The organism is Petroclostridium sp. X23 (assembly GCF_030013905.1).
Taxonomy (GTDB): Bacteria; Bacillota; Clostridia; order SK-Y3; family SK-Y3; genus X23.
Map to the genome: position 1 here is coordinate 1,791,544 of NZ_CP124862.1, position 26,713 is coordinate 1,818,256.

Annotated in this window: 23 protein-coding genes and 2 pseudogenes; 7 read left to right on the forward strand and 18 right to left on the reverse strand. The window is 36.6% G+C overall.

Annotation, left to right across the window (positions count from 1 at the left end):
* Nucleotides 1-101: 101 nt before the first annotated feature.
* Nucleotides 102-2,057: an FAD-dependent oxidoreductase gene (locus QKW49_RS08755; protein WP_282867171.1), complete on the reverse strand. Its 1,956-nt coding sequence runs from the start codon at nt 2,055-2,057 to the stop codon at nt 102-104.
* 181 nt (nt 2,058-2,238) lie between these two features.
* On the opposite strand from QKW49_RS08755, the gene QKW49_RS08760 reads away from it, so the two are divergent.
* Entirely contained in the window at nt 2,239-3,123 is an 885-nt protein-coding gene (locus tag QKW49_RS08760; protein ID WP_282867172.1) for a LysR family transcriptional regulator, read from the forward strand.
* A 101-nt stretch (nt 3,124-3,224) separates the two neighbouring features.
* Here the strand turns inward: QKW49_RS08760 and QKW49_RS08765 are convergent, their stop codons facing one another.
* The 3 genes and pseudogenes from QKW49_RS08765 to QKW49_RS08775 all read right to left on the reverse strand — a co-directional run.
* Complete coding sequence (locus QKW49_RS08765; protein WP_282867173.1) at nt 3,225-3,386, reverse strand: DUF255 domain-containing protein; 162 nt, start codon at nt 3,384-3,386, stop codon at nt 3,225-3,227.
* Nucleotides 3,387-4,533: 1,147 nt separating this feature from the next.
* Nucleotides 4,534-5,106: a DJ-1/PfpI family protein gene (locus QKW49_RS08770; RefSeq protein ID WP_282868098.1), complete on the reverse strand. Its 573-nt coding sequence runs from the start codon at nt 5,104-5,106 to the stop codon at nt 4,534-4,536.
* A gap of 272 nt (nt 5,107-5,378) precedes the next feature.
* Nucleotides 5,379-5,534, reverse strand: a pseudogene (locus QKW49_RS08775) (DUF255 domain-containing protein); the annotation flags it as partial.
* 268 nt (nt 5,535-5,802) lie between these two features.
* Between QKW49_RS08775 and QKW49_RS08780 the strand changes: the two are divergent.
* Both QKW49_RS08780 and QKW49_RS08785 read left to right on the forward strand, forming a co-directional pair.
* On the forward strand, nt 5,803-6,507 hold the full coding sequence (locus QKW49_RS08780; RefSeq protein WP_282867175.1) for a hypothetical protein: 705 nt from the start codon (nt 5,803-5,805) through the stop codon (nt 6,505-6,507).
* Between the two features lie 105 nt (nt 6,508-6,612).
* Nucleotides 6,613-6,837, forward strand: coding sequence for a hypothetical protein (locus QKW49_RS08785; protein WP_282867176.1), 225 nt, complete (start codon nt 6,613-6,615; stop codon nt 6,835-6,837).
* Nucleotides 6,838-7,230: 393 nt separating this feature from the next.
* Here QKW49_RS08785 and QKW49_RS08790 read toward each other — a convergent pair whose 3' ends face one another.
* The 3 genes and pseudogenes from QKW49_RS08790 to QKW49_RS08800 all read right to left on the reverse strand — a co-directional run bounded on the left by QKW49_RS08790 (nt 7,231) and on the right by QKW49_RS08800 (nt 9,263).
* Nucleotides 7,231-7,755, reverse strand: a complete 525-nt coding sequence (locus QKW49_RS08790) for a VanZ family protein (RefSeq protein ID WP_282867177.1) — start codon at nt 7,753-7,755, stop codon at nt 7,231-7,233.
* Between the two features lie 311 nt (nt 7,756-8,066).
* Nucleotides 8,067-8,414, reverse strand: a pseudogene (locus QKW49_RS08795) (D-alanyl-D-alanine carboxypeptidase); the annotation flags it as partial.
* 24 nt (nt 8,415-8,438) lie between these two features.
* The gene (locus QKW49_RS08800; protein ID WP_282867178.1) at nt 8,439-9,263 is read right to left on the reverse strand and encodes a TrmB family transcriptional regulator; all 825 of its coding nucleotides are present in this window, start codon (nt 9,261-9,263) and stop codon (nt 8,439-8,441) included.
* Nucleotides 9,264-9,403: 140 nt separating this feature from the next.
* Between QKW49_RS08800 and QKW49_RS08805 the strand changes: the two genes are divergently transcribed.
* Both QKW49_RS08805 and QKW49_RS08810 read left to right on the forward strand, forming a co-directional pair.
* On the forward strand, nt 9,404-10,336 hold the full coding sequence (locus QKW49_RS08805) for a DMT family transporter (RefSeq protein WP_282867179.1): 933 nt from the start codon (nt 9,404-9,406) through the stop codon (nt 10,334-10,336).
* Nucleotides 10,329-10,616: a DUF2000 family protein gene (locus QKW49_RS08810; RefSeq protein WP_282867180.1), complete on the forward strand. Its 288-nt coding sequence runs from the start codon at nt 10,329-10,331 to the stop codon at nt 10,614-10,616. The genes QKW49_RS08805 and QKW49_RS08810 overlap by 8 nt, the downstream gene beginning before the upstream one ends.
* 365 nt (nt 10,617-10,981) lie before the next feature.
* Here the strand turns inward: QKW49_RS08810 and QKW49_RS08815 are convergent, their stop codons facing one another.
* Nucleotides 10,982-11,845 carry a hypothetical protein gene (locus QKW49_RS08815; protein ID WP_282867181.1) on the reverse strand — a complete coding sequence of 288 codons (864 nt, stop codon included), beginning with the start codon at nt 11,843-11,845 and terminating at the stop codon, nt 10,982-10,984.
* Between the two features lie 683 nt (nt 11,846-12,528).
* Here QKW49_RS08815 and QKW49_RS08820 point away from each other — a divergent pair.
* Entirely contained in the window at nt 12,529-13,134 is a 606-nt protein-coding gene (locus tag QKW49_RS08820) for a cupin domain-containing protein (RefSeq protein WP_282868100.1), read from the forward strand.
* A gap of 146 nt (nt 13,135-13,280) precedes the next feature.
* Here the strand turns inward: QKW49_RS08820 and QKW49_RS08825 are convergent, their stop codons facing one another.
* The 10 genes from QKW49_RS08825 to QKW49_RS08870 form a co-directional block, all read right to left on the reverse strand.
* The gene (locus tag QKW49_RS08825; RefSeq protein WP_282867182.1) at nt 13,281-13,727 is read right to left on the reverse strand and encodes a staygreen family protein; all 447 of its coding nucleotides are present in this window, start codon (nt 13,725-13,727) and stop codon (nt 13,281-13,283) included.
* Nucleotides 13,728-13,823: 96 nt separating this feature from the next.
* Nucleotides 13,824-15,236: a nickel-dependent hydrogenase large subunit gene (locus tag QKW49_RS08830; protein ID WP_282867183.1), complete on the reverse strand. Its 1,413-nt coding sequence runs from the start codon at nt 15,234-15,236 to the stop codon at nt 13,824-13,826.
* On the reverse strand, nt 15,233-16,135 hold the full coding sequence (locus QKW49_RS08835; protein WP_282867184.1) for a hydrogenase small subunit: 903 nt from the start codon (nt 16,133-16,135) through the stop codon (nt 15,233-15,235). Before QKW49_RS08835 ends, QKW49_RS08830 begins: the two co-directional genes overlap by 4 nt.
* Nucleotide 16,136: 1 nt before the next feature.
* Nucleotides 16,137-16,631, reverse strand: coding sequence for a cytochrome b5 domain-containing protein (locus QKW49_RS08840; RefSeq protein ID WP_282867185.1), 495 nt, complete (start codon nt 16,629-16,631; stop codon nt 16,137-16,139).
* Between the two features lie 78 nt (nt 16,632-16,709).
* Nucleotides 16,710-17,711 (reverse strand): hydrogenase expression/formation protein HypE, encoded by a 1,002-nt coding sequence (gene hypE / locus QKW49_RS08845; protein ID WP_282867186.1) that lies wholly within the window; start codon nt 17,709-17,711, stop codon nt 16,710-16,712.
* Nucleotides 17,704-18,786, reverse strand: coding sequence for a hydrogenase formation protein HypD (hypD, locus tag QKW49_RS08850; protein ID WP_282867187.1), 1,083 nt, complete (start codon nt 18,784-18,786; stop codon nt 17,704-17,706). The genes hypE and hypD overlap by 8 nt, the downstream gene beginning before the upstream one ends.
* Nucleotides 18,779-19,006, reverse strand: a complete 228-nt coding sequence (locus QKW49_RS08855) for a HypC/HybG/HupF family hydrogenase formation chaperone (protein WP_282867188.1) — start codon at nt 19,004-19,006, stop codon at nt 18,779-18,781. The genes hypD and QKW49_RS08855 overlap by 8 nt, the downstream gene beginning before the upstream one ends.
* A complete protein-coding gene (gene hypF / locus QKW49_RS08860) occupies nt 18,966-21,269 on the reverse strand; it encodes a carbamoyltransferase HypF (RefSeq protein ID WP_282867189.1) in 2,304 nt (767 codons plus the stop codon). Before hypF ends, QKW49_RS08855 begins: the two co-directional genes overlap by 41 nt.
* Entirely contained in the window at nt 21,262-21,522 is a 261-nt protein-coding gene (locus QKW49_RS08865; protein WP_282867190.1) for a hypothetical protein, read from the reverse strand. Before QKW49_RS08865 ends, hypF begins: the two co-directional genes overlap by 8 nt.
* Entirely contained in the window at nt 21,500-21,973 is a 474-nt protein-coding gene (locus tag QKW49_RS08870; RefSeq protein WP_282867191.1) for a hydrogenase maturation protease, read from the reverse strand. The genes QKW49_RS08865 and QKW49_RS08870 overlap by 23 nt, the downstream gene beginning before the upstream one ends.
* Nucleotides 21,974-22,604: 631 nt before the next feature.
* Here QKW49_RS08870 and QKW49_RS08875 point away from each other — a divergent pair.
* Entirely contained in the window at nt 22,605-26,693 is a 4,089-nt protein-coding gene (locus tag QKW49_RS08875; RefSeq protein WP_282867192.1) for a PEP/pyruvate-binding domain-containing protein, read from the forward strand.
* The last annotated feature ends 20 nt before the right edge of the window (nt 26,694-26,713 follow it).

Sequence of the window (26,713 nt, forward strand, 5' to 3'; positions counted from 1 at the left end):
GGATTTTTTTATCCATCATCCTTAAAAATAAATTGGGGAAAAGCCCTTTTTACTTGCTCTTCCCCTAGAGTCTCCTTTGGACTTTTGACTTATTGGTATATCTAAATTTCTACCGCTACATCAAATGCAGTCTTGTTTGCTTTACGTACTGTCTCCACTCCATCAGCATCTCCGACAACATATGTGTCTAATGGTAAAATAGGCATGATTTCTTCTGCTAATTTATTCTCTGATCTCAAACCTAGCGCAATAACAATGGAATCAGCTTCAATCGTTTGCTTATTGCCTTTTTTATCTTCTATAACAACACCATTATCTACAAATTCGACTATCTTGCTGTCTCCAACTAATTTAACATTACTTTCTTCTACTTCATCAAATAATGCTTTTCTTGTAATGCCAAACAAACTATCACAGAACTTTTCTACTGGAATCATATCAACAACAGTAACTTTTTTGCCTTTTCTAGCAAGTCCTACAGCACCTTCAATTCCTGAAAGGCCTCCTCCACATACAATAACAGTTTCTCCAACGTCTACACGTCCATTTTCCACATCGCTTAACATTTTAACATTTTCTTTATCAATTCCTGGAATATTTGGACGAATATACGTTGAACCTGTTGCAATAATAATTGCATCCGGCTTTTCTTTCTCTACTAGCTCTTTAGTCATCTCTGTGTTAAGCTTAATTACTGCACCAGATTTCATAGTGGTATCTACATTCCAATTAGTATAATCTCTCATTAAATCTTTAAATGATACTGCGCCTGCATCTAATAATAGACCGCCTAATTTATCTGATTTTTCATATAAAGTAACATCATGTCCTCTTTTAATTAAGGTTTGAGTTGCTTGCATCCCTGCCGGTCCGCCACCAATCACCATTACTTTTTTCTTAATTCTTGCCGGTTGAATGTCTTTGTACTTGAATTCACGGCCAATAACTGGATTTACGGCACAGCGTACCGGGAAGCCATGGAATATCTTACCACACCCATCCATACAACGTAAGCAAGGACGAATATCTTCGTTTTTACCGCTTACAGATTTTCTGATCAAGTCTGGGTCTGCCATAAGTGAACGACACATACCAACTACATCGGCTTTACCTGATGCAATGATTTCTTCTGCCTCTTCCAAAGTAAATATATTGCCAACTACAGATACTGGAACATCGACTGCTTTTTTAACCGCTTCTGCATATTTTACATTTTGCATACGTTCTTGGAGATATAGAGGCACTGAATATTTAACACCTGGTTCAACAAACACATTTCCACAAGAAATATGTGCCATATTGATATATTTTTGCGCCTCTTTTAAATATACAATTGTCTCTTCAATTTGAAGGCCATCAGGTCCTGTCATCTCATCTCCACTAACACGCATCTCCAATGGGAAATCAGGTCCTACTACTTCTCTAATACCCTTTATAACCTCTAGTGGAAAACGCATACGATTTTCCATGCTGCCACCATACTCATCTGTACGTAAGTTGCTAGAACGTGATAAGAATTGTCCCAATAAGTTGTTATGACCACTATGAATAAAAATGGCATCAAAACCAGCACGCTTAACTCTGCTTGCACAATCCTTGAATTGATTAATGACATAATCCATATCAGCGCGGTCCATAACTTTTAAATCTTGCATACGACCTGGTGTAGGTACATATGAAGGTGCAAATCCAGGTTTCACATTCATAGAAGGAACCCCCCCACGTCCAGCATGAGCTAATTCGATAGAAAGCTTTGCTCCATATCTGTGTGCCTCTTCTACCAATAATGAAAGACCTGCCATATATTTATCATGGTGTACATTTAATTCACCATAGAAGCATAACGCTCTCTCCCAATCTACTTGTGTATCTCCAATGATTACTTGTGATACACCTGAACGTGCCTGCATCCCAATAAACTCAACAGCTTCTTCTGTTACCTCACCCTCAGCATTAGATAAGCAACTAACCATAGGTGTAAATTCCAGACGGTTCTTTAAGATTGTGTTTCCAAATTTTAATGGTTGAAATACATGTGGATATTTCTTAGCGTTCATATCGATGACCTCCTGTTATTTTTATAACAATTGTAACTCTAAAACGTTATCGTGAATATCAAAATTATGTTGTATATTAACAAGAGATATCTGTATTCTTATCAAGAGTTTGACTAATATTTATCAATAAAATATAATTATAAATATATAGAGCACCTATTCTAAATGGAGGATGAGGTAATTGAAAATTGAACACATTAAGTATTTCTTGGAAATATGTAATTGTAAGTCTATCTCTAAAGCATCAAAAAATCTCTACCTTTCTCAGCAAGCCTTAAGCTCAGCTGTAAAAAGAATAGAAACCGATCTGGGTGTTGAACTATTTATTCGCAATCAATCCGGTATGATTCTAACACCTTATGGAGAAAGCTTTAAAGAGCGTGCCATTAAAATCATACAACATATGGAGTCAATTTCCAGCGATTTTGAACAGATTCGAAAAAAAGAACAACAGATATTAAATATTGCAATGTCTTTTGGTGTTATTAGTGCACTTCCGGAAGGCTATATCAATAACTTTAAATTATTACACCCAGATATTATTTTAAATATTACGGAATATCAAGACCTTCCTTGTGAAGAGGCTATACTTAACGAACATGAAGATATTGGTTTTAACATTGCACCTATTGATGAAACTTCTTTTGATTGTCAAACTATTTTAAAGAATAGAATGTGTATTCTCGTAAGTAAGGACAATCCATTATCACAAAATGTCGAAATAGATTTTCATCAATTGAAAAATGAAGAATTTTTGCTATTAAATAATAACTTTAAACTGAGGCACAACTTTGTTAAAAAATGCAAAGAAGCTGGTTTTAATCCTAAAATTTCTCTAGAAACTATGGAACTAATTCTAATACATAATTTTAGTAGATTAAATAAAGGTATTGGTGTAGGTGTCCACTTTATAGGGATGGACATTGCAGATGTAAAAGCTATTCCCTTTAAAAATCCTGATTGTACATGGGAAGTATGCGTAATAATCAAAAAAAATCGTCCACTCACACCTGCTATGAAGTGCTTCTTAGACTATATAAATAATCAAAAATATTATATTATTTAGCATTTTTCGATAGATCAGGAAAACTGAATGGGAGCAGTTATGGTGACATAAATTCTGGTTCTAGTAACCGTATTGCCACCAATGGCAACAAGTATTTATACCTAGGAATACCCGATCGAAAGAAAGATTGGCTTATCCTCATTTTTAGCTTTGTCAAATGCTTCACTACTCCATGCAAACCAATCAACTGGATTGTAAGCATGTTGCAGCAAATAAGGGCTCTTTTCATTTATCAAACGATTGGGTATTTTATTATTAGGCATAACACCACCACCTTTCATATTGTATTTTTTTGTAATATGTATTATACCCTAAATAAAAAAGATTACTATTAAACTTCGATAGTAATCTTTTCTGTTTACCGGTATTCAATTTTGATTTCTATATTATCCTCAACAGTCCTAGCATATGTTATTGATTTTATAACGGTTTTATACAATGCATTCTGTTCTTCGTATGTTAAACTCTCATCTTGAATATCTTTAATAAACTGTGCTATATTCACCTGCCTTTTTGAATTATCATGTTCAGACAACACCTCACGATGTTGCCCTAGACTAGGCTTCCTAGGTTGTATCAGCACTCCTAGGGAAGGACTTTCACCTTCGAGAACTCTTAAGTTTCCGAATTTAAGACTCGTTTTTACTGTTTTCAGTAACGTAGTCGCTATCCTTCATACTTAAAATTCCAAAAGCTGTCGCTTATGGATGTGCAACTGCCTGTCGCACAAAATAGGCTCCCGGTAGAGTAGGAAGCCTGTAAACTGTTGCTTTGCTGATTATCTGCTATTTTCTTTTTCATCTCCTGTTAATCCGTTATAGTATTGATATTTAATAATTGAAGGGTGTAGCACAACATGGCAATGCAGTACCCAATTTCAAATTTGTTCCAAATGAATCAACGGACTACAGAAAAACATAGACTGTGCAACCTTTAAAATACTGTCTAAACAAACTTTTAAAAACATCATCATTTTTAGAGAACACTATGCATACTCTTATATTTACCTTCTGTATCCTCGAATAAATATCTACTGTATTATATATTTTTCCAATAGTAGAAACCAAAAATTTAATCTTCCACTATTTAATCAAACTCAGTTTCAATTTATTTGAAATGCTGATAAGGGAATGTCTGTCTTAATGCTTATCCAGTGTTTACTGGTGCTATCAGTTTTATTTAAACCGTATCCCTTAATATGAGTTCTCTCAATGCTTATTCTAAAATGATTCAAAATCCCATCAAAACCAATGTACCTCCATTGAAATTGGAAATGTTTAACACAAATTATTCTTACTTCATTATCCCTATGCAGATGTCCATTCGGCTTAAAGAATGATTTTAATATTATAATAAATTTAAAAGGAACCTCAGAGGTTCCTTTGGTTCACTATATAAGAATAATACGTCTTAATCTTTGTTCCAAATATATTCGATTCTATCCGCTACTTGTTGTGCTATTGTTTCATCAAATAAGTTACTCAATAAATATAGGCCTACATCTATTCCAGAAGAAACCCCTGCCCCTGTAATAATTTTCCCATCTTGTACTACTTTTGATTTTTGAACAATTACCTGCATTTGAGAAAGCTCATCAAAAGCAGTATGATAAGTAGTTGCAAGTTTATCTTTCAAAAGACCTGTAGAACCAATTATTAATGAACCTGTACATACAGAAGATAAGTATTTCAACTCATTATATCTACTTTTTATAAAATTAAGGACTTTTATATTTTTCATGGCTGATTTTCTTCCTTGTCCCCCCGGAATTACTAACACATCTAAATATGGGCAATTATCAATGGTATAATCTACAGAGAATCGTAAGCCATTGTATCCTCGAATTGTTTGTGACCCAGAACTTATAAGCCAAACATTTGTACTGTTAGGTTTTATTTTATTAACATATGATAAGACTTCAAAAGGTGCTACGAAATCCAATTCTTCAATATTTTCAAAAACCAATATTCCTATATCAATCATCAAATAGTCACTCCTATCTATTTTATTAAATTAAAAATAAAGTCGCATTATCCTACTATTACGACTTAATTCTATTATAAGCGATATACAAATGAAATACCATAATTTCAACACTATTCTTTAACAGAGTCAAAATAAAAAATATTGTTAGTCTATTTAACTGCAATTAAAAACACCTTATAAATTATAAGATGCTCTAAGCATTGAAATATCAAGGTTTCTTATCGCTACAAATAATTTCTGCCACCAATGAAAGGTAGTATTTGTAGCTAAGAGTACCCAATCGAAAGAAATATGGGTTTATCCTCTGATTTAGCCTTGTCAAATGCTTCACTTCCCCAAGGATACCAATCCACTGGATTATAGGCATGCTGCAAGAGATAGGGTGATTTTTCAGTTGCTAAATGATTTGCTTTTTTCCCTTCCATAAAAAACTTCACTCCCATTTGAATTCATTCCTGTAAATAGGATACCCTGAATCAATGGAACCTATCACATTGGAAATTGTATGGAAGTGATAATATTGATTGAGTTAAAAAGGATTAAAGAATATATTATTGAAATAACCCTAAGAAGAAAATCTGTTCTTTTTCTCAATTTCTATTAGTATAATATATCTTATGGTAACGTGGCACCAATAGCTTATGGCTCTCATATTATGTATTAGTAAATGTAACATTATGTGAGGGATAATCTATGATAATTGATATGAAAGTTGGAGATGTAAATGGCGATATGATTCCAGATAGGGTGTACCTAACTGGTAATAAGGACCAAAACTCCTTTTATAGGGATTTTATGCTTGTCATTGATGACGGAAAGACTGGATATAGATATACCATACCTCTTTCACCTGATTATAACTACAGTGCGGCTCCATGGATTTTTCTCGGCGACTTCACCGGCAACAGGGTGGAAGATATTTTTATAAGCTTTCCTTTAGCAGGAGCTAGGGCTGTTTACTATATGGTCTCCTTTTTAAATAACCAGGCAGTTTTTTTAACTGCTCCCGACAAATTCCCTTTTGACTATGATACGCTTTCCAAAACTCTGGGTTTTGATGTAATTTACAAGGATTTTTACAAGGTTGATATAACCAGTAAAACACTAAACCAAACCATTACTCTTGATGTAAGCAATAGGAAAGAAGCGTATGAAGGTGTAATTTACAACAAAGATGGGACATTAATTAAGCCATATAAAGGGTTTGTCCTATACTCGCCGTATCTTTATCCTATTAAAATCGATCGAAGTGTGCCATATAAACTGACAGCAATGGATGACATTGCAGGGATGTCTCACGCAGATCAGTTAGGGTCTCTGGTATATTACTGGAGATATTCAAGCAGCCAGCAAACATGGTTACTCGATCCTGAAATAGCTCAAGTTTTGATCCAATAATTCACTTTAAAAAACAGCTAATTTTTAAACGTATTTAAAAGCTATCACCTTATATAAAAACATCTTATGTTAATTTAATATACTGTTAACAGGAGGTGATTCCATATGCCATGGCAGCAAAAACTCCAGTTTTTAATATACCAACCTGTAGGCGTGTCTCTAACTAACGGACAAGGTGTTTCGGGTATACTTTGTGGCGTTGCCAACGGAGAAATTTACTTGCTAGAGTATTTATATCAATCCCAATTTGCAACAAAACATTATTCCTTTAGACAGATTCAGGATATAAATCCATTTCCACCATGTTATAATGGGCCATGCGTTTATTAACTTCATGACTATATTTAGCCCCTAAGAGGGAGTTCCTGAAACACTCCATCTCCATTATCCTTTTTAATAAAATGTCGAGTATATTCTTTATAGACAATGCGTTGGTATAAAACCTCTGTTGACTAATCAACAGAGGTTTTTAACTTCTCTTTTCATCAATATTAACAAAGTGACCTAATGCTATCATGTTTTGTTAAGTTGTAAAGATGTATCCCCTAAAACAAAGGGGGTCGTGGGATTTTATTGATTTATATTTTACGCAATAATATTGTCAAAATCTTTTTATCGGTAGGATTCAATATAAGAAGATAGCGAGCCAACCTATACTTCGCATTATGTTTAATTTCTACGTTCTTTTTGTGTAGGATATCTTCTTGAATTCCAATAAAGATATTAGAATCTCATTCTCATCATGAATAAATAATACAATATAAGAGGTAATCCGATAGCAGATAGAATTGTGATTGCAGTATGTACTTTTTTCTCATCTCGTAATATAAACAATAAAAACTTATACCCTAAAATACCAATCAATCCACCCAAACAATTTAGGATTATATCATCAATGTCTGATGCTCCAATACCTAAAAGTCCTTGAATGATTTCAACAAACAAACTCACTATAACTATAAACAACAAATTGGTTATTACTCTTTTATCATTTTTGAATAATGACAAATATACACCAAGAGGAATAAAGATAACTATATTGCCAATTACATTACCAAAAGCGAATCTTTTTATAGTAGCAGAGTTGCTATATATATATTCCTTTATACTATAAAAAGGAATGAGATTGATTGACTTAGGCTCCGAATACGAAATTCTTGATACCAACAATATTTTAATTAACAAAAGTATGTAACAAATGAAAACAGCATATAAAAAGACTATTTTAATTCTCTCTCGTTTATTCATAATACCTCCATTTTTCATTCCATCACTGCTTATTCTCTGATGTTCAGTTTATAAATTATGTTCAGTTCACACTTTAATACAAGTATTCACTATTATTATATCTAAAATAGGGTAGCAGCAGCATCCGTGTCACCAGGGCATATTAATACGCCCTTTACAGGCTCCGCAGCAATGCGCTGATTAAACACCTTGTTTTACTAATATTTATATCAAAGCTTGTCCGATTCGGCAATTTCATCTTATCGAAATCAGGCAGGCAATGTTGGGATTTTTGCCTATCAAAATCTTAATATATTCTTATGAAGAACTTATTATTTTCCTATATTGCTGTATACAGCTATTACATCGGAAATATTAAACTGTTTCAAGTGGTTATCTCCTTTTGCACCAGCTGTAACCAAAACATATTCTTGATTACCCACTTTAGCGAGACTCGCAAGACACAGACCAGCCTTATCAGTATATCCTGTTTTTCCTCCTAAAATTTCTCCACCAAAAATGTTTTGATCACTGAGTCCTTTAAACATGGTACTGTAAAAGGTTATCCCATTAGGATGCTTATCCGTAGGCCGTGTGGAATGACATGACGACGTAAAAACTTCCCGGAAAGTATCATTTTGCAAAGCATAACTTAGAAGAATAGTCATATCTTTGACTGTTAATCACTATGTTATCTACTCTTGTTACACATAATGTTTTTTATAATCTGGATGAATAGAAAATTTCTTTCGCAAATTTATGAGATTCTTACCAAAACTTTCTTCTAATAGTTCTCTGTGTTTTCCCATAATTTCCATAATATATAGGTCGTGAATCATGACTTCAGTAATAGGCATGACCAACCCTTGGTGCATTGTCCATGCTGCCCGGCTGTCTTTGTCAAGAGATACAATACCTGCTACAACTTCTAAATCATCAGCACTAAATACCAGCCAACGTCCGCCGTACTCTTCCGTAATTTCATTACTCATATCATGAAAGTAAACATTGGCAAAATCACATTCTATATCTCCATAAGCAATAATAGTTACTAAGACACCTCTATCTGTAGCCTTCCTTAGTTCAGCTTCTAGTTCTTTAAACTCTTCTTTCCAAACTTCTATAAGAAGTCTACGTTCTGCTGAAAGTATACATTCTTTTACCTTATCCAGTATCTCGTTATGACCGATAATATTCCAGATGTTCTCGCGATTCTTTGCAGAATGATTAAATTGTTCTAAAGATAATTCTGCAAGTTTAAAATTTTCTTCAGCTTTGATTCGACGGTTTTTAATTAGTTCCTTTGCAGGAATCGGAATATACTGTTGTGTAATCCCATGACTAACCAAAATATCTCCACGTGTAGCAAGACTATCTAAAACTTCATATATTTTTGAGCGTGGCACACCAGAATTTTTCGCTACTGCATAACCTGTTAATGGGGATTCTTCCAATAAGGCAAGATATGCTTTAGCCTCATATTCTGTAAAATTAAGATTTTTTAATGTTTCTAAAATGTTTTCTATCATATAATCCTCCAATAATTTTTAGTAGCTACCTTAGTAACTAAAATTATAACCAAATATCTTGACATATTCAACTAAAACTGATAAAATTCCATTTAAGAGTAGTTACTTCAGTAGTCACTATATAAGGAGAATATAAATAAATGCTGATATCAGAGAAATTGATGAAAAAACACGAGGTACTGAGATATAATAAAGCATTATATAGCTATTATTTGGCTAGTGCAAGTGCTGTTCTATTATGGAGTGCATCTTTTATTGCAACAAAGATGGCTTATGAAACTTTTGCCCCAATTCAGCTAGGTGCAGTTAGAACATTTTTTGCTGTAATCCTTTTTGGGATAATACGCAGGATAATAAAAAATAATGAAAAAATAGATAAAGAAGACCGTATCCGTGTGGCAGTCAGTGGAATTTTAGGTATTACACTATATTTTACAATTGAAAACATTGGTGTTAGTATGACTTCTTCCTCAAATGCTGCTTTAATTGTTGCTTCTTTTCCAGCTGTTACAACGCTACTGGAATTTTTCATCTATCATTTAAGACCCACTGCAAGAAAGGTACTTGGAATTATTTTAGCTCTCATGGGCGTTGCAGTTCTAACGCAAGTTACCATAGATAGCAGTTCAAAATCCCTATTGGGAAATGTAATTCTTATTGGAGCCGGATTAGTCTGGGCATTCTATAACTTTATTACCAGAGAAATCACAAATAAATATTCAGCCATGACATTGACTTATTATCAGATGTTGGTAGGTGCCATTTTCTTTGTGCCATTTGTAATAATCGAAGGTAGTACATGGAAAATGCCAAGTATTACTTCTGCAAGTGCATTGATATTTCTAAGTGTAGGATGCTCTGTTACCGCTTTCCTTTTATATAACTTAGGGCTAAGAAAACTCTCAGCCAGTGTTTCTGTATCTCTAATGAATCTGGTCCCTGTTTTAGGCTTGATATTTTCTATTTTAATATTGAGGGAAACTGTATTTGTCATACAAGTGTTAGGCGGAATTATTGTCATCATAGGCGTTATTTTAAGTTCTGTTCAGAAAGGAGAAAAGAAAAATGCATAACGCAAATACTAAGTTCTTAACGGTTTTAGAAGAAATCCCTACACGCTGTACTACTGTAATGGATAGTAACCTATCCGGTAGCTTACTTGCCAATGCAATTGCTGTTATCGCTCTCACGGTAGGCAAACGGCATCCTGTACTTCTCGGCGAGCCTCTTGTAGACGCCTCTGGTGAAGTACACCCTGGATTGATTCCCACGGATATTCCTATGCTTTGTACTGATGCAGAAGCCTTAAAAGAACTTCGCAAGGCTGCATTAAAAAAGGCTGTGATGTTGTAGATTTTCCTGTAGAAGGTCAGCAGACAAAGAACTATGAAGAATTTCTCGAAGTCACACGCAGTATCTCTACTGAAGATATGAAATATCTTGGAATTGCTTTAATAGGTTCTAAAAATACAATCAACAAACTTACCAAAAAATATGAAATGATTAAATAGTCACAGAAATAGTACAAGCATTAAGAGGCTTACCTACCTTCTTGGTTATAGTAAGCGGATTGCCATCAATCACAAGTAGAACATCCCATTTTTAGAAAAATAGGATGATTTTCCATTGACCAGTCTATTAGGTTTATTATTTTCATTCATACTCTTATCACTCCATTTAGTATAACATATTTTTTATCATTCCCTATAATAGTTCTACTAAACCTTTTTTTGTGATCCACCATATAATTTATCCAGGGTAAATACTGATAGATACATCCAGAAAACTGTTATGGTAGTGACAGGCAAGAACCAGCCTTCTTTAATCCAGATCAAATTTAGTTTGTAGCCAATATAGTAAATTGCGTAAAGTATAAGTGTAATCAAAGCTTTATATCTCAATTTAGATTTCAAAAAATAAATCAACATAATATAAACGGATGACAGTGAGTAATATACCAAATATAAGCTGTAACGGCTAACTTTCGGATTATTTAACAATGTTGTAGTAAATCGCATATATCCTGCTAAATCTAAACCCCACAATAAGGTAACAACATCAAGCGTAAATAACCCTAAGTAGATGTATCCATAATAAGTTATTGGCTTTACTCGTTGCATAATCTTTGAGTACATCTTTTTGACTACCCAAATGAGAATAGCAAAACCAACCACAGTCATCCATGTCCGATACCAATTATGGCTATAAATACCTAAAGCTATAAAAAGTTCTTCGATAATGCCATAGATAACACCAAATATAAAATACCAGTAATACTTTAAATCGAGTATTACAACTAAAAGAGCAGTTGCTGAGACAGAAAACTGTGAAAAAAGATTTCCCACAAGAACATCATTAAACGGATCTGAATGCTTTTGAAGTATCATGGGGTAATAAGTATACGCTCTAAAAAAAATAAGAATTATCGTTTCAAAATATAGAGTTATACCTACTGTCGTTATATAAACAGCAAATGTAAGCCTACGTTTTTTTGCCTTGATCATTACGAAGACTAATTGGAGCAAAGTCGAAATACCTAAAAGGATATACCATATTGTGTTAGTCCAAAATGTTGAATTCATGAGCACTCCAAGCATAATTCTATCAAACTGATTTTCAGGTTAGTTTCTATACAGATATATGATGTGCATTTACTATAACTTTTATTAATTTGAAGAGGAACAAAAAATGTGATCGACAGAAAATTGCCGTTAGATAATCACAGGGACGGTTCTTGAAGGGGTCAATCGGAAGTTTTGCACGTAAAAAAGACTCAGCCGGTGTATGAACACTGCAGTTAAGTCTTTTGGTTTCTCGCGCAAAATTTTTGATTGCCAAACAGGGCATTGTGGAGCGTTTCGCAATATATTTATTTTTGTTGTTAACAGAAGATTTAAATCCACGAATCATTGCACCCACATTTTTTGATGGGGATTGTAGGGACGTATTGCCATACGTCCCTACAATCCCAGACATAGTCGCTCTATAACAACTGCTGGTTCTCTGCTTATAACATCAAGAAAAGCATGTACATTTTTCCTGATTTCAGGAACAGTTTTATAAAAAACATTATAGATGACCTTTTCTATGTATCTAATTTATCGGGGCCAGCTCAGTTTACCGTATACCTATAATAGCCATCAATTACTGCCTTATTGATACAACATTACGAAACTGAATCCACTATTATTCTAGTGAATCAAATCACATCTCCTTGACATAAAGCATATGATAATATTATAAGCCTATGAAAGGAATGAGCAATATGTATAATGCCCCTAGAACGTATCAATGTCCCTATTACGCTAACACACCAACGTATAACCCAAACAATATGTATAACGCTTATAAAATGTATGAGTATCCTTACTTGGCTAACATACCAATGTATAACTCAGATTTTTGGAATGAGTTTCCTAATCAATATCTTCCCTATACCAATCAACCCAGCACTGGTGCCCCAATTATATTAAAGGATTATGGGCCGGAACCATTTGTAGTTAACATTGAAGAGGCTACTAAACAAAACAATAATTTTCGTATTGCTTTATGGACAGGATGCCATCTACAGTTGACTTTGATGAGCATCAATGTTGGCGAAGACATAGGTTTGGAAATCCATCCGAACCTTGATCAATTCATACGTATTGAAGAAGGTCAAGGACTTGTTAAAATGGGTGATAGAAAAGATTGTTTGGACTTTCAAAGAAAAGTATATGATGATTATGCGTTCATCATACCTGCCGGTAAATGGCACAACTTAATCAATACAGGTAATAAACCGCTTAAATTATACTCTATCTATGCACCACCTCAGCACCCATTTGGTACAGTTCATGAAACAAAAGAAGATGCTGAAGAAAACTACTGATTCTAAATATCAAAATAATTGCAAAAAGTTTGATAAAACAGCTTACTGTGGTAAAATCAAATCATCATAGAAAGCTGTTTTTTTATAATGAGAGAAAAGAATTCAACAAACGAAGAAGAAATGAATATCATTACAGAGATAACGTCTTACTTATAATCATTAGGAGTACCCCAGTTCTCGAACCGGTTGTACTCTGAATTTGTTGAGTCAAAATGTATCCATATCGGTGCATTGTCTAAACCTGAATGAGCAACAAAGAATCTTCTATCTCCATATCTGATAGCTTCCAAGGCTAATGGCAGCTCACGCCTAAAAATTGCATTACGCACAGCTGATACCGCTGGACCAAATTGACCATCTACATAAACATATACATATAGAAACTGAAATCCATTATTCGTTCTCCATTCTGCAAGCACCTCATCTCTCATGGCATTGACCTTGTCATATGCAAACTGTAGACCTATGGTAAGAAAAAGGTCTGCAGTTATATCTGAATGCGTTAATGTATACTTACGTCCTATTACTGGCTCAGTGATTGCAACACCAGTTCTGAATTCAACATACAACTTATCTGGATTGAGTCTTTTCAATATATCACTTCCCTATAACAGACTACACACTTTATTTAATTTTTTTATTTTAATGCTTTTCATAATATGATATTCATAGCAGGAAAAAAGTTCTGTTTAAGGAATAACATGTATAGTATTTATGTGCTTTCCTCCCATGTAAATATGGGTTGCACAAGAAATACAAGGGTCAAAAGACCGGACAGTTCTGCCTAATTCTACAGGATTTTTAATATCTTTTACAGGTGTACCGATAAGTGCCTGTTCAGCAGTTCCTTTCATATCATTACTGCTTCGGGTTGAAAGGTTCCAAGCAGATGGAGTGATGATCTGGTAAAACGAAATAACCTGATTCTTAATTTTCAACCAGTGTCCTAGAGCACCTCTCGTAGTATCAATCAAACCTTTTCCGACAGTTGTTTCAGGAATGGAATACTCCTTTTGTACAGATACACCAGGGATAAGATTCTCAAGTAGTGTATTCATAATTAATGCTATCTTTCTGGCTTCTAAAACTCTGGCAATGGTCCTGTCCATGGTGGATATTCCATTTCTGTACTCGCCAGAAAGCCACTGCCTTGCTAACGGGCCTGTCTCATAGGGCAGATTGTTGTATCTTGGAGCTTTGACCCATGAATATGCCCCAGGCTTGCTCATATCTGCTTCCGGATCAGCTTCAAAAGGTTTATCTGTGCTTTGTCTATCCTTATACCAAGCATAATCAATTTCTTCAGTGATATTATCTGGATTGAATACACTTATTCTACCATTAGTATATACAAGGGGATTTACATATAGGGTTCCTAGATTCTTGTAACCGTTGAAGCAGCCAAAGCTTAAGAGATTCTCATAACCTCTGCCGATAGCAAAATAGTCCTTATAATATTCAGAAATGGTATATACATCAGGGAGCATTCTATCATTAATAAATTGGTATATGGAATGTAGAATAGATTTTATCTTGATGATTTTATCCGTAGTCGCCTGCGTGCTAATGCCTCCAATAAACACCCCATGGTTATGGGGAACCTTACCACCAAGTACGGCAAGCATTTCGTGGGCACTCCGGCTTAAGTCAAGAGAATCAAAGTAATCCTTAACTAGTCTGTCATTCTTTTGTTTTGGCAGCCTGAAATCATTATGTTCTGCCTTAAACAGCGGATAATTTTCGGGCAGTTTTACAAAATCCGGGATGGTATACTGATAAAAATGGCGGATATGGTTTTGAAGGAATTCACATCCATGGATGATGTCTCTTAAATATCTCCCCTGCTCAGATGGTATAACACCCATAGCATCCTCCAAGGCAAGGGTGGAAGCCATGGAATGGGCAGTTGAACAAATCCCACAAATTCGCTGGGTGAAATATACTGCATCAAAGGGATTTCTACCATTGAGCATTTTTTCAAAACCACGAAACAACAGTCCTTCTGTCTTAGCATCCACCACCCGGTTATTTTCAATATCTGCTTGAATTTCCATGAATCCGCTTATCCGGGTAACAGGATTAATAATAATCTTCTTTGTCATCTTTTAACCTCTCTTGTGGTATTGTAACTGATAAAGGGTTCCATTGCGTCAGGGAATCCAAATTGTGCACAGCCAATGCAAGGAGTGTCGTCCTCAATAGGCCAGTTAACATATTGATTCCACTGTCTGATTGGGCAGTCTATACGTGTTACTGGCCCACGGCAGCCCAACTTGAACATACAGGTTTTATCCCCTAGCTTTTCTGCAAAAATTCCTTGATCAAAATATGATCTTCGGGGGCATCTGTCATGAATTAATGTACTGTAAAATAGAAGCGGCCTATCTCTGTTGTCAAGTTCAGGTTCTCCATAAAGCAGGATATGAGCCAGTGTGCCCATAAACCAATCGGGATGACATGGACATCCTGGCAGCTTAATAACCTGTCTGTTTAATACACTCTGCACACTGACACACTCAGCTGGATTAGGTCTTGCTGCTGAAACGCCTCCATGGGTTGCACAGGCACCTATGGCAATAACATGAGCCGCCTTCTCTCCTAGGGTTTTCACTGCCTCAAGGGCAGTTATCGGTTTGCCGTTCAGGCGACCGATAATGTTATAGAGACCATTATTCTTAGTCGCAACAGCGCCTTCAACCGCAAGGATATAGTCACTTTCAAGGACACTAAACAACTGCTCCATAGCATTCTGCCCTTCGCTGGCTGAAAGACTGTTATTATAGATAAAATGAGTCATCTGAGAAATTAAGTACTTGAAATCAGGATTCGATCCATCTAAAAGTGATATGATATTTCCTGAACACCCAGTCAATTCAAGCCACACAAGATTCCTTTTCCTTAAAACACCCTGTCTGATTTGTGTCTTAACAGTATCCACAAGACTTGCGGCTGTATTGAGTCTCGCTCTATATTCAGGGCAGGTAATGCTTCCATTACTCATTTCACACCAACTTTCCAACTACTTTTAATTTAGTCAATATAGGCTGACCTGCATGACAGGATGCAAATTCATTGGTCAGATCCTTGCCTGCCGTCAGTCCAAAGTGTGTTGCAGCTGCCCAGGCAGCATTGTTTGTAACATCATAAACAGTACCATTTACCGCAACATATGCGGGATTACCACCTTTTCCATCAAATCTGGATAATTCCTGCAATGTAAATGTTGCTTGGTTTCCCGGTGTCGTTGGTTGCAGCGGTGCAGGCGGCTCTACTATAGGGGTAACTCCCGGTTGAAGAGGCAAAGGTTGTGGCTGTAAATGTACTGGTTGGTCCATAGCTTTCATAACAGATTCAAGCATGAATATTCTGTCTCTTAAATGATTTAATATCAGATTCCTTGTATAAACACATGGAATTACATATAATAAGTTTATATCATAGTTGATTTCAGCAATAATGCGTTCAAGGTGCTTGCCTGAAAAATCTTGTACTCTCATGTTTTCCCCTCCGGCATTTAATTTATCATACTCAGTATATTCCGAAGGCGCCTTTTCGGTGATTCACATAATTGTTATTCAACATATTCTAGGTAGCATCTGACCTTCCAGCATTGGGATGATACGTTTCCCACCGATAAACGTTTTCATATACACCATCCCGTGATGTCCTAAAGCAAACCGCCCGATTATCTGAGCTTTGCTGCAGTTGTCAATTGCTTCTATAAGGCGCAGCACTTTCTCTCCGCAGCCTTTTTCAACTACAATCAGCATCCTTCCTTCGCAGGCAAGATATAAAGGGTCTATTCCTAAAATATCACTAATGGCATGCACTTCACTTTTTACTGGTATCGACTGTTCATCAAGTTCTACATCCAACCTTTGTTCTAGAGCTATTTCATTCAGTGCAGTCGCTATACCTCCCCTGGTAGGATCCTTCATTAACTTTACTTGCTTAAGATTTTCTCCTAAATCGTTTATAAGACAACACATTGGCGCACAGTCACTTTCCAGCTCTGTTTCAATACCCAGATCATACCTGTCTAAAAGTATGGATGCCCCATGCTCTGCTATCCCACCGGTTATAATAATCTCATCTCCTTGTTCTGCCTGGCGGGCGGTATAAAACTCTGATACCAGACCAATTCCGGAGGTATTGATAAAAAGCCCATCAGCACTTCCTCTTTCCACTATCTTAGTATCGCCGGTTACGATTTTTGCACGGGTTTGTTCGCAAACATCTCTCATAGATTTTGCAATAAGCTGCAGCTTCTCAATACTGAATCCTTCTTCTATGATAAAGCCGGCACTTAAGAATAATGGTATTGCACCAGCTGTCGCAAGGTCATTAATAGTACCGCATATAGCCAGCTTTCCTATGTTTCCTCCTCTAAACAACAAGGGTTTCACAACAAAACTGTCCGTAGTATAAGCAAGTTTACTCTGCCTGGCTTCAAAAACAAAGGAATCCGGCATAGCATTAGAGCTTGAATCATTAAAATATTGATAAAATACATTTCTTATTAAACGCTGTGTATCGGCACCACCATCTCCATGAGAAAGCCTGATTTTTTCATCCATTTTTCCTATCCCCCCCATACCTGAAGTGAGCTGCACACGCACCTTCCGAAGACACCATACATGGGCCGGACGGATGTTCTGGTATGCAGACTGACCCAAAAAGCCTGCATTGGTAAGGCAGTTTTAGTCCTAGAAGGATTTCGCTGCAAAGGCAGTTCACAGGACTTGAGTATTGCTCTATCTTTATCCCAAACCGCTTGACCGCATCCAGATGCTCATACTTATCATTCAGCACCAAGGCTGAATTCGTGATGATGCCAATCCCTCTCCAATCTCCGTCAGCTATATCAAACACTTCATTCATCATGCGTTGAGCCATTGTATTACCAGTGAAACTAACACACCGCTTATACAGATTCACAAACTCTATCTGCCTTTTTCCCGTAAACTGCTCCAACAGCAAACATATCCCTGCTGCTATATCTTGACTTTCAAAACCACATACTACAGCAGGAATACCAAATTCCTCTGTTATAAACCTGAAATGCTCTGCTCCTTTAATTGAAGCTACATGACCGGGGCAAATCATTGCATTGATTTTATTTCTCCCATCCTGCAGAATAAACCGAATAGCTGGCTCCATACATTTTAACGCTGTAAAAAAGAACAGATTATTAAGTCCTCTTGCCTTTGCCTGCCTCACTGTCACAGCAATCAGAGGAGCTGTAGTTTCAAATCCCACTGCAATAAAAACAATTAACTTATCTCTATTTTTAGCAGCGATAGTCAATGCATCTTCCGGAGAATAGACAACAATTATTTTCGAGCCTTGTGCTTGTTTGTCTGACAGGCAAAAGCGAGTGCCTTTCACCTTCATCATATCTCCAAAAGTGACAAGGACCACACCTTCTAAATTCAATATTTCTATCGCCATATCTACATATGATTCAGGGGTAACACAAACGGGACAGCCCGGTCCGGACAAAAGTAGCACTTCTTTAGGGAGCAAATACCTTATACCGGATTTTGAAATTGTCCGGGTATGTGTTCCGCAGACCTCCATTATCCGAATATCCTGATCATGAATATCTTCAAAACACCTATTTAGTCTTTCAACTATTCTATTATCATTCATTTCCTGTACCTTCCAACATCTCATAAAGTGTCTCATTTAAAAATCTAAAATATTCCGGATCTATTTTTTCAATAGCAAAGCCTGCATGGACGAGGATGTAGTCACCAGGTATAGGAGAATCAATGAGCTGAATATTTACTTTTTGCCGCACACCCATTGTTTCAGCCCATGCGTGTATTTTATCTATGGTTATAATCCTTGCTGGAACTGCCAGACACATAATTTCCCTCCTTTACCCTTTGTACTGCAACTGCTACCTGCCCAAATGCAATTCCCCCATCATTAATGGGTATCTTCATGTTGTGATATACATTAAAGTCGTGTTCTTTTAGTCTTAGCTTCATGTTTTTTAACAGATAAGCGTTTTCAAACACGCCTCCGCCTAAAACGATATCGTCTATCCCACATCTGTTTCTTATTTTGCAGACACAGTTTATAGTAGCTTCACAAACTGTATTATGAAACTTTGCTGAGAGATATGAAGCTGTCTTCCCATCCTTCATATCTCTCAAAATGTCTGATATTATTTCCTCATACCTAATCTCCAGCTTCTCTTCTTTTTCATCGATAGAATACGGATAAAAATCTGTTACATTTGGCTCTATTATACTTTCAAATTCAATAGCTGCCTGAGCATCATATGTAATATACATCCTTTTCGTGACAATTGCAGATACACAGTCAAACAGTCTTCCGATACTTGACGATTTGAAACAATTAATATTATGCTTGATTGCATTTTGTATAGCTTTGACTTTTAAACTACTAACACTATCAAGAAACTCCTCGCTGTTAATGCCCATAGCACATAGATAGGAAGCTGCTGATTTCCACGGTTCTTTAATAGCGCTATCTCCACCCTGGAGGGTCACATACTTCCAGTGACCAATTCGCGAGAACTTACCTTTTGAACCAATAAGAAATTCTCCTCCCCATATAGCTCCATCTGTACCAATACCTGTTCCATCATAGATAATTCCTATTGCATTCTTTTTCAGGTCATGCTCCGCCATGCAAGCGGCCATATGTGCATGGTGATGCTGTATGGGAATTCTTTCAGCAAGCTGCTTTTTAGCCCACTTTGTGGAAAGGTATCCGGTATGCAAGTCATGTGCAATGATTTGAGGTTCTGCACTAAGCAACGCTTTCATCCTTTTCATTGCCTGAAGATATTGTTCATACGCAGTCATTTCATCCAGGTTTCCCATATACTGTGAGGAGTGAGCATAACCCTTATGCAATAGGCATAGTGATGATTTTTGCTGCGCACCCATTGCCATAATTTCGCTATCTGAGTCTATTTGTAAGGTAGAAGGGGAATAGCCTCTTGCATTTCGGCTTACCATTTCTTTCTCATCAATAACCCAAACTACCGAATCATCTATTGGAGTGAGTATTTCTCTATCATGTACAAGGAAAAAATCTGCTACATCCTTAAGTTTTTCAAGTGCCTCCCCATCCTTGTAGCAAATAGGCATCCCGCTGACATTTCCGCTCGTCATAATAAGGTATTGAAGTTCTTCATGAAAGAGCTGATAATGCAACGGCGTATAGGGAAGCATAACTCCCAGACGGTTAATCCCTGGAGCTATATTGTGAGGCAGTAATTCAGGAAGTCTCTTTTCAAGCAGAACAATAGGCCTCTGTTTGCTCGTAAGTATTTCCTCATCTTTATCAGTTGTTTTACAGATTAACTTTGCAGCTTCTAAACTTACTGCCATTATAGCCAGTGGTCTATCCGGTCTACTTTTCCTTTTGCGCAGTAGGTCTACAGCCTTCTCATCACGTGCATTGCAGGCAAGGTGATACCCACCAATCCCTTTAATAGCAATCAATTTGCTCTCATGTAGCAGTTGTCTGGCAGTAGCAACAGGATGAATACTATCTATTCGTCTACCTTTCCTGTCAAGTAGGGCAAGCTTTGGCCCGCAATCAGGACAGCAGTTTGTTTGAGCGTGAAATCGCCTATTGTCAGGACTTTCATATTCACTCGTGCATGCAGGGCACATTTTAAAGTCTGACATTGAAGTATTGGCTCTATCGTAGGGTAATGTCTTTATAATAGAGTATCTGGGACCACAGGAAGTGCAGTTTGTGAAAGGATACATATACCTTCTGTTCATCTTATCCTGTATTTCTTTTATGCATTCATCACAAATTGCCGTATCAGGCGGGATAAATCCTTGTAGTTGGTTGTCTGTAGAGCTATTGATAATAGAAAAACTATTATACTCTTCATAACACTCAGATTTAATTTTTATATTACTAATTTTTGCACCTGAAGGCGGCCTCTCCAGTAATGCAGCTAGAAATTCCCGAATATTTTTTCTTCTACCTACAATCACCATTACTACAGATGTGCCTTGATTGCTTACCCATCCTCCTAGGTTGAGTTGTTTTGCCGTTTTATAAATATGCGGTCGCATTCCCACACCCTGAACAATACCTGTTATATGGACAGTGTACCTTTTCAAATCATTCATCGGTCGACTCACCTTCAATACTCTTAATAACCGCATTGAGTTTGCCAACATCCTGCTTTTCAACAATAATTTCTGTCCAGTCACCTAACAGATTACTATTTCGCTCACCGAAATGTTCATGAAGACTGTTTTCACTGATATGGCTGTCTATATTTACTGCTATATTTATTTTATTTAGTTTTAATATTTTATTTTCCTGGCAAAGCTTCAACAGTGCCTCGTATATTCTTTCATTCAGAAAAGTATCGTGCATTTTGAACCTCCTTTACAATTTCAGAAATATTTCTCTCAACCTCAAGACAAATTTCATAAAATTTTTTCTTCAGGGCTTCACTTAGTTCACATCCAAATCCGGCTTCTGCTATTTCAATGCCAATTAAATAACCTTTTAGTGGTTTTGAGTGTAGTCGCATTAAGTCAAAGATGCTCATATCATGCTGAGAGTTGGTTTCTCCATATGCAGTAACCGCTTCCTGCAACTTGTATGTGTGAATATTTCCAGCTACTGCCCCTGAATATGCAGCATCCAGAATAATAACAAAATCATCTTCCTTGAGCTGGTGAAAGCAAAACTGAAAATCGGTTTCTCCAATAATGACTGCAATTCCCATTGATTTCAGTTTGTTTCTTATGTTTTCCAGAACTGCTATAGCAATCCCATCATCCATCATAAGCCTATTTCCAATACCTATAACTTTTATCATGCATAAAACAACCCCATCTAATTATTCTTGAATAACTACACCACTAAATATATATGCTGATAAGGGTATAAAAATTTTTAAATATTTAAAAAATAACTATGATATTCTGAAAAATGATGTATTTTTATGGTACTTTTAGGAAATCCCTTTGTGGAAAAGGACTTTTTTTGTTTATCAAACGATTGGGTATTTTATCATTAGGCATACTATCACATTCTTTCATAAGTTTATGATTATATATCTATACTACCTGTTACAACTTTTTAACGACAACACCCAAACACTTAGTGTTTTCCTCATAAGTCTTTCCCGTTAAATCACTCCAAACATCCTGTATATGATAACCATGTTATTCAAAAGAGAAAGAATAAGGATAGATGTACTGCCTTTCATAAGCTCTTTGTTAATTTTTACTATAGTTTTACATTAATTAATAAGAATTTAAAGAAATTATTTTTAATTTATGCCACAATTATGCTATACTATATATAAACCTATACTATCTTACAAATAATGAAATTTTAAAATTTTTTTCAGTTATGTCATCATTGTGCTATATTATATAGCACTTTGTTATGCTAAAAGAATATCTAATCGATTTACTTTTAATTTTATCTTAGGAGATGAGAAAATGGCAGAAGCATTTCCTTCAAAGGCTTTAGAGGCTAATCTTACGCAAACCCATGAGATGATCTCTGAGATCCCGGAGGTTCAGAAGTGGTTTGGAGAACTATCAAAATCCAAATGGGGAATCTATAAACGAACTCAAGATTTCCTTATAGAATTCAATCACAAGTACCGCAGCAACCAGTATGTAATAGAATCTCTACATAATATATGTCTGGAAGATCTGTGGTTTTATAATTCCCTGGAACACTCAAAAAAAGCGCTTACAGTACTGATAGATATTTTTAAAAATCTCTTTGAATCCGAGCTGGAAGAAAATCAAAGAGAACTTCTCATTAAAACTCTGGTAAAATTCATAGACCGCCTTGCCAATCTTGGCTCTTTTCCCCCGAGTATTATTTCCCAGTGTATAGAAATCATACAAAAGGACATGGACCAGCATGAGCTTCTGTATATACGCAACTCAGGCTATTTCAAAACATATCTTAACAAAGTTGCCCAAATCCCTGAGTTTAGTCCATTTTTGACGGACCTGACACTAAATCTTCTCCATAAGTGTATTGATTACTGGGACAACACTTCAAAAGCCGAAGAATGGTTTTATTCCAAAAGTCACCTCTTTCACTCTATGGATGCAAAGAAAATAAAGGACATTGGCCATCCGTTTTTCGATCACCTCAGAAATAAAATGAAACAGGTAACAGATTGGGAAATGCTGCGCCATCTGATGTTTTACAACGATATATCCAATTACTTTCGCAGCTTTACCGAAAAATTCAGTTCCTCATTGGAAACCATATATTATCTTCATTTTTTGCTGCATTTACCTGGAATGTCGCATTTGTACGATCATCTGCTTTATGATATGAACCGGAGTTTAAGAAGTGTGTTTAAGGAGCTTGACAGGGAAGATATTACAGACTTTCTATATACGATGATGTCGGAGTTTCATGAACTTCAAAAAGATCATCCCGGAACCGTACTGGACTGCATCCTCACTCTGGGCAAGGAGGTTATAAGCACAAAGGATCCGGCAAGCATCGCATATTTCACTAAAAGACTTATCAAACTAGGGTTCAACTACCCTGGCAAATTAAGTTTGAATAGCGACTGGCAGACTAAAGTCAACACGAATCATGTAAAGAACATACGGGTTTGGCTTGAATTGATAGAGCAGGACCCTTTTGCTATGAGGGAGCTTCTTGCTGCTCTTATAGCGAACCTCAAGCTAGGAGGAATCTTTATATCAGATACAGACCTCTTCCCCAGGGATGTAACAAAGCTTCTTAATTCTCCCATTCGGCCGACCTACAGAGAAATAAAGCAGCTTGCCAGAATCTTCCCCATCTATTTCCGTGATATCGGTGCGGAAGGAAAGCTTCGGGAAGTCACAACCGCCATTGACGAGCTGTCTATGCGAAAGGATCGGATGATTCACTTTTTACGGAAGCAAATTCATACTGAAAGCAACAACACTCACATTGAGCTTACAAAAAAGATTATACAATATTGGTATGACAACAACAGAGAACCATTGAAAGATACCATACCCGATGATATTTTTGAGATACTGGATGCAGATAATGAGTGGTATATAGGTGTTCATGAAGTGTTGGTAAAGCTCTGTCAAAAACTGAATTCAAACCCAAATGAACTTATGCAATTAACTGTTGAAAAGCTGAAGGAAACTTTGGATAACCTCTCCGCAGGTACTAACCGAGACCGAAGCAGGGTATTGTATCTTTTCCAAATTTACTCTTTAATTCTTGAGAAGTATTCTTTAGAATCGGAAGATATTATCTCTATGATGAAGAATTATAATTTCTTTACCGGAAATGATTTATCGATTCTGAAGAAAGATCTGGAAAGCAACCATTGCGAAGACGCTATTAGGCAAATTTATAAACTGATGAACCACCTGAAGGAAATCATACTGGATCCAAAGGAAAGTGAGGCTTTTGAAAAGATTTATTATAAACGACATATAGCTATTGGAATACCTTCGATGTACGGCCAATATATTGAACCCAAATTTGAAGCTTTAGGCTTGATGTACCGCCTTGAGAGAACTGTATCCAAACTGATGTCAAGGGTGGTGCAGCTATTTAATTCAGAGTATATCACTGCGAAAACCTTCCGCCATATTTATAATGTACTGGTGCTTTTCAAGGAAGGCCTGGAGCTTGACGGAATCTATAACCAGGGTTTTAACTCTCATTTGGATATGTTGAAATACGGCCTTGCTTCTCCAAGCTTTTCGGTAGATCAATACATAAATATATTTCAATTTATGGCCCGGGACATCAAACAAATCATACGCGAATATTTTTTTGATGTTTACGAGAGACCTCTTAAGGTTATCATCCCGCAGATCTTAGGGCTTACGGATCCGGAAAGCGAAATAGAAAACAGACAGCTCTATCAAATGGAATCAGAGAAGTTTTTGCGTGACAATCTATCTTCTGCCTTTTTAGTACAGGAGCTGGATAACTTTATAACCGACACAATAGGTACATTAAGAAGTATGCTGGATAACTATTCACATGAATTTATTGAGAGTATGCTGACCTATAACCCGGATCTCACCTTTAGCCTTTTGTCTCAAAAAACAGAGGAAGTAGATAATCCGGTATTTCTGGGTGCAAAAGCCTTCTTCCTTAAAAAGCTGATTACATACGGGTTCCCGGTCCCCCCGGGGTTTGTTATAACTACCGAGGTATTTAGACATAGGGGGACCATAAACGGCCATCCTTATATGCGACAGGATTTTGACAGGATGGTTAAAAACAATATTGCCGACATTGAACGAATTACCGGGCAAAGATATGGGAACGCCAACAACCCTCTGTTTTTTTCCGTCCGTTCAGGCTCCTCCATCTCATTGCCCGGTGCAATGAAGTCGTTCTTAAACGTGGGAATGAATGACGAGATAGCAGAAGCTTTTAGCAGAGCAAAGGGATTCGGATGGACTGCATGGGACTGTTACAGGCGCTTTCTCCAAAGCTGGGGAATGGCTTTTGGTATAGACAGGGACATCTTCGACCAAGTAATGCGGGAACATAAGGAACGAACAGGGGTGAAATTGAAAATACAGTTTTCAAAAGAACAGATGCGGGAAATCGCCTTTTCCTATAAAAAGGCGCTGGAAGATCATGATATACAAATTGAAAGCGATCTCTTCAAGCAACTTAAACAAGCCATCCGGTCCGTTATGAACTCATGGTCTTCAGAGAGTGCCGTTTATTACCGCAATCATATGCAGATTGCAAGTGAATGGGGAACTGCAGTACTGGTTCAAAAAATGATACTCGGAAATTCGTCTCCCCGTTCCGGTACAGGCGTCGTATTTACCAGCAGGCCGTTCAACGGTTACTCAAGAGTCCATCTTTATGGAGATTTCGCCATTTGCAGTCAAGGGGAAGATGTGGTCTCGGGGCTGGTAAACACTCTGCCTATTTCGGAATACCAACGTAAACACCATTATAGTGACTGCAGCTTATCTTTGGAATCGGGATTTCCTCAGATTTATGAAGCACTGAAGCGTTATGCTAAGCAGTTGATAGAACAACATGGCTTTGTCCATCAGGAAATTGAATTTACCTTTGAAGCAGACCATCCTGATAGCTTATATATTTTGCAGACTCGCAATCAAAATTTGAAAAAACAGAAGTCCTACTCTGGTTTTATAAAGTCTCCGAATGAGATGAAGCTTGTGGGGCATGGCATCGGTGTCAGCAGCGGTGTCCTATCAGGATTATTGGCCTTTGATATGGAAGACATGGAGCAATTGAAAAAGAAAAACCCCGATGTCAAAATCATACTTGTAAGGCCGGATACAGTACCTGACGATATGGCACTAATTTTTGTCTGTGATGGCTTGATTACCGCCAAAGGTGGGGTAACGTCCCATGCTGCGGTAACGGCAGCCAATTTGGGCAAAGTGTGCATCGTAAAGTGCAGGGGGCTTAATGTAAAGGAGTTGGAAAAAAAGTGCACAATAAACGGTCACACTTTTATGCCGGGAGATCATATATCCATTGACGGTAGTCTCGGCAATATATATCAAGGTAACTATGAAATATATCATGAATAGAAAAACATAAAATAAGGGAG

Excerpts from the sequence above, each read along its gene's own strand:
- QKW49_RS08755 (WP_282867171.1), bottom strand. The coding sequence starts at position 2,057 with ATGAACGCTAAGAAATATCCACATGTATTTCAACCATTAAAATTTGGA.
- QKW49_RS08765 (WP_282867173.1), bottom strand. The coding sequence starts at position 3,386 with ATGCCTAATAATAAAATACCCAATCGTTTGATAAATGAAAAGAGCCCT.
- QKW49_RS08770 (WP_282868098.1), bottom strand. The coding sequence starts at position 5,106 with ATGATTGATATAGGAATATTGGTTTTTGAAAATATTGAAGAATTGGAT.
- QKW49_RS08780 (WP_282867175.1), top strand. The coding sequence starts at position 5,803 with ATGATAATTGATATGAAAGTTGGAGATGTAAATGGCGATATGATTCCA.
- QKW49_RS08785 (WP_282867176.1), top strand. The coding sequence starts at position 6,613 with ATGCCATGGCAGCAAAAACTCCAGTTTTTAATATACCAACCTGTAGGC.
- QKW49_RS08790 (WP_282867177.1), bottom strand. The coding sequence starts at position 7,755 with ATGAATAAACGAGAGAGAATTAAAATAGTCTTTTTATATGCTGTTTTC.
- QKW49_RS08800 (WP_282867178.1), bottom strand. The coding sequence starts at position 9,263 with ATGATAGAAAACATTTTAGAAACATTAAAAAATCTTAATTTTACAGAA.
- QKW49_RS08805 (WP_282867179.1), top strand. The coding sequence starts at position 9,404 with ATGCTGATATCAGAGAAATTGATGAAAAAACACGAGGTACTGAGATAT.
- QKW49_RS08810 (WP_282867180.1), top strand. The coding sequence starts at position 10,329 with ATGCATAACGCAAATACTAAGTTCTTAACGGTTTTAGAAGAAATCCCT.
- QKW49_RS08815 (WP_282867181.1), bottom strand. The coding sequence starts at position 11,845 with ATGAATTCAACATTTTGGACTAACACAATATGGTATATCCTTTTAGGT.
- QKW49_RS08820 (WP_282868100.1), top strand. The coding sequence starts at position 12,529 with ATGTATAATGCCCCTAGAACGTATCAATGTCCCTATTACGCTAACACA.
- QKW49_RS08830 (WP_282867183.1), bottom strand. The coding sequence starts at position 15,236 with ATGACAAAGAAGATTATTATTAATCCTGTTACCCGGATAAGCGGATTC.
- QKW49_RS08835 (WP_282867184.1), bottom strand. The coding sequence starts at position 16,135 with ATGAGTAATGGAAGCATTACCTGCCCTGAATATAGAGCGAGACTCAAT.
- QKW49_RS08840 (WP_282867185.1), bottom strand. The coding sequence starts at position 16,631 with ATGAGAGTACAAGATTTTTCAGGCAAGCACCTTGAACGCATTATTGCT.
- hypE (WP_282867186.1), bottom strand. The coding sequence starts at position 17,711 with ATGGATGAAAAAATCAGGCTTTCTCATGGAGATGGTGGTGCCGATACA.
- hypD (WP_282867187.1), bottom strand. The coding sequence starts at position 18,786 with ATGAATGATAATAGAATAGTTGAAAGACTAAATAGGTGTTTTGAAGAT.
- QKW49_RS08855 (WP_282867188.1), bottom strand. The coding sequence starts at position 19,006 with ATGTGTCTGGCAGTTCCAGCAAGGATTATAACCATAGATAAAATACAC.
- hypF (WP_282867189.1), bottom strand. The coding sequence starts at position 21,269 with ATGAATGATTTGAAAAGGTACACTGTCCATATAACAGGTATTGTTCAG.
- QKW49_RS08865 (WP_282867190.1), bottom strand. The coding sequence starts at position 21,522 with ATGCACGATACTTTTCTGAATGAAAGAATATACGAGGCACTGTTGAAG.
- QKW49_RS08870 (WP_282867191.1), bottom strand. The coding sequence starts at position 21,973 with ATGATAAAAGTTATAGGTATTGGAAATAGGCTTATGATGGATGATGGG.
- QKW49_RS08875 (WP_282867192.1), top strand. The coding sequence starts at position 22,605 with ATGGCAGAAGCATTTCCTTCAAAGGCTTTAGAGGCTAATCTTACGCAA.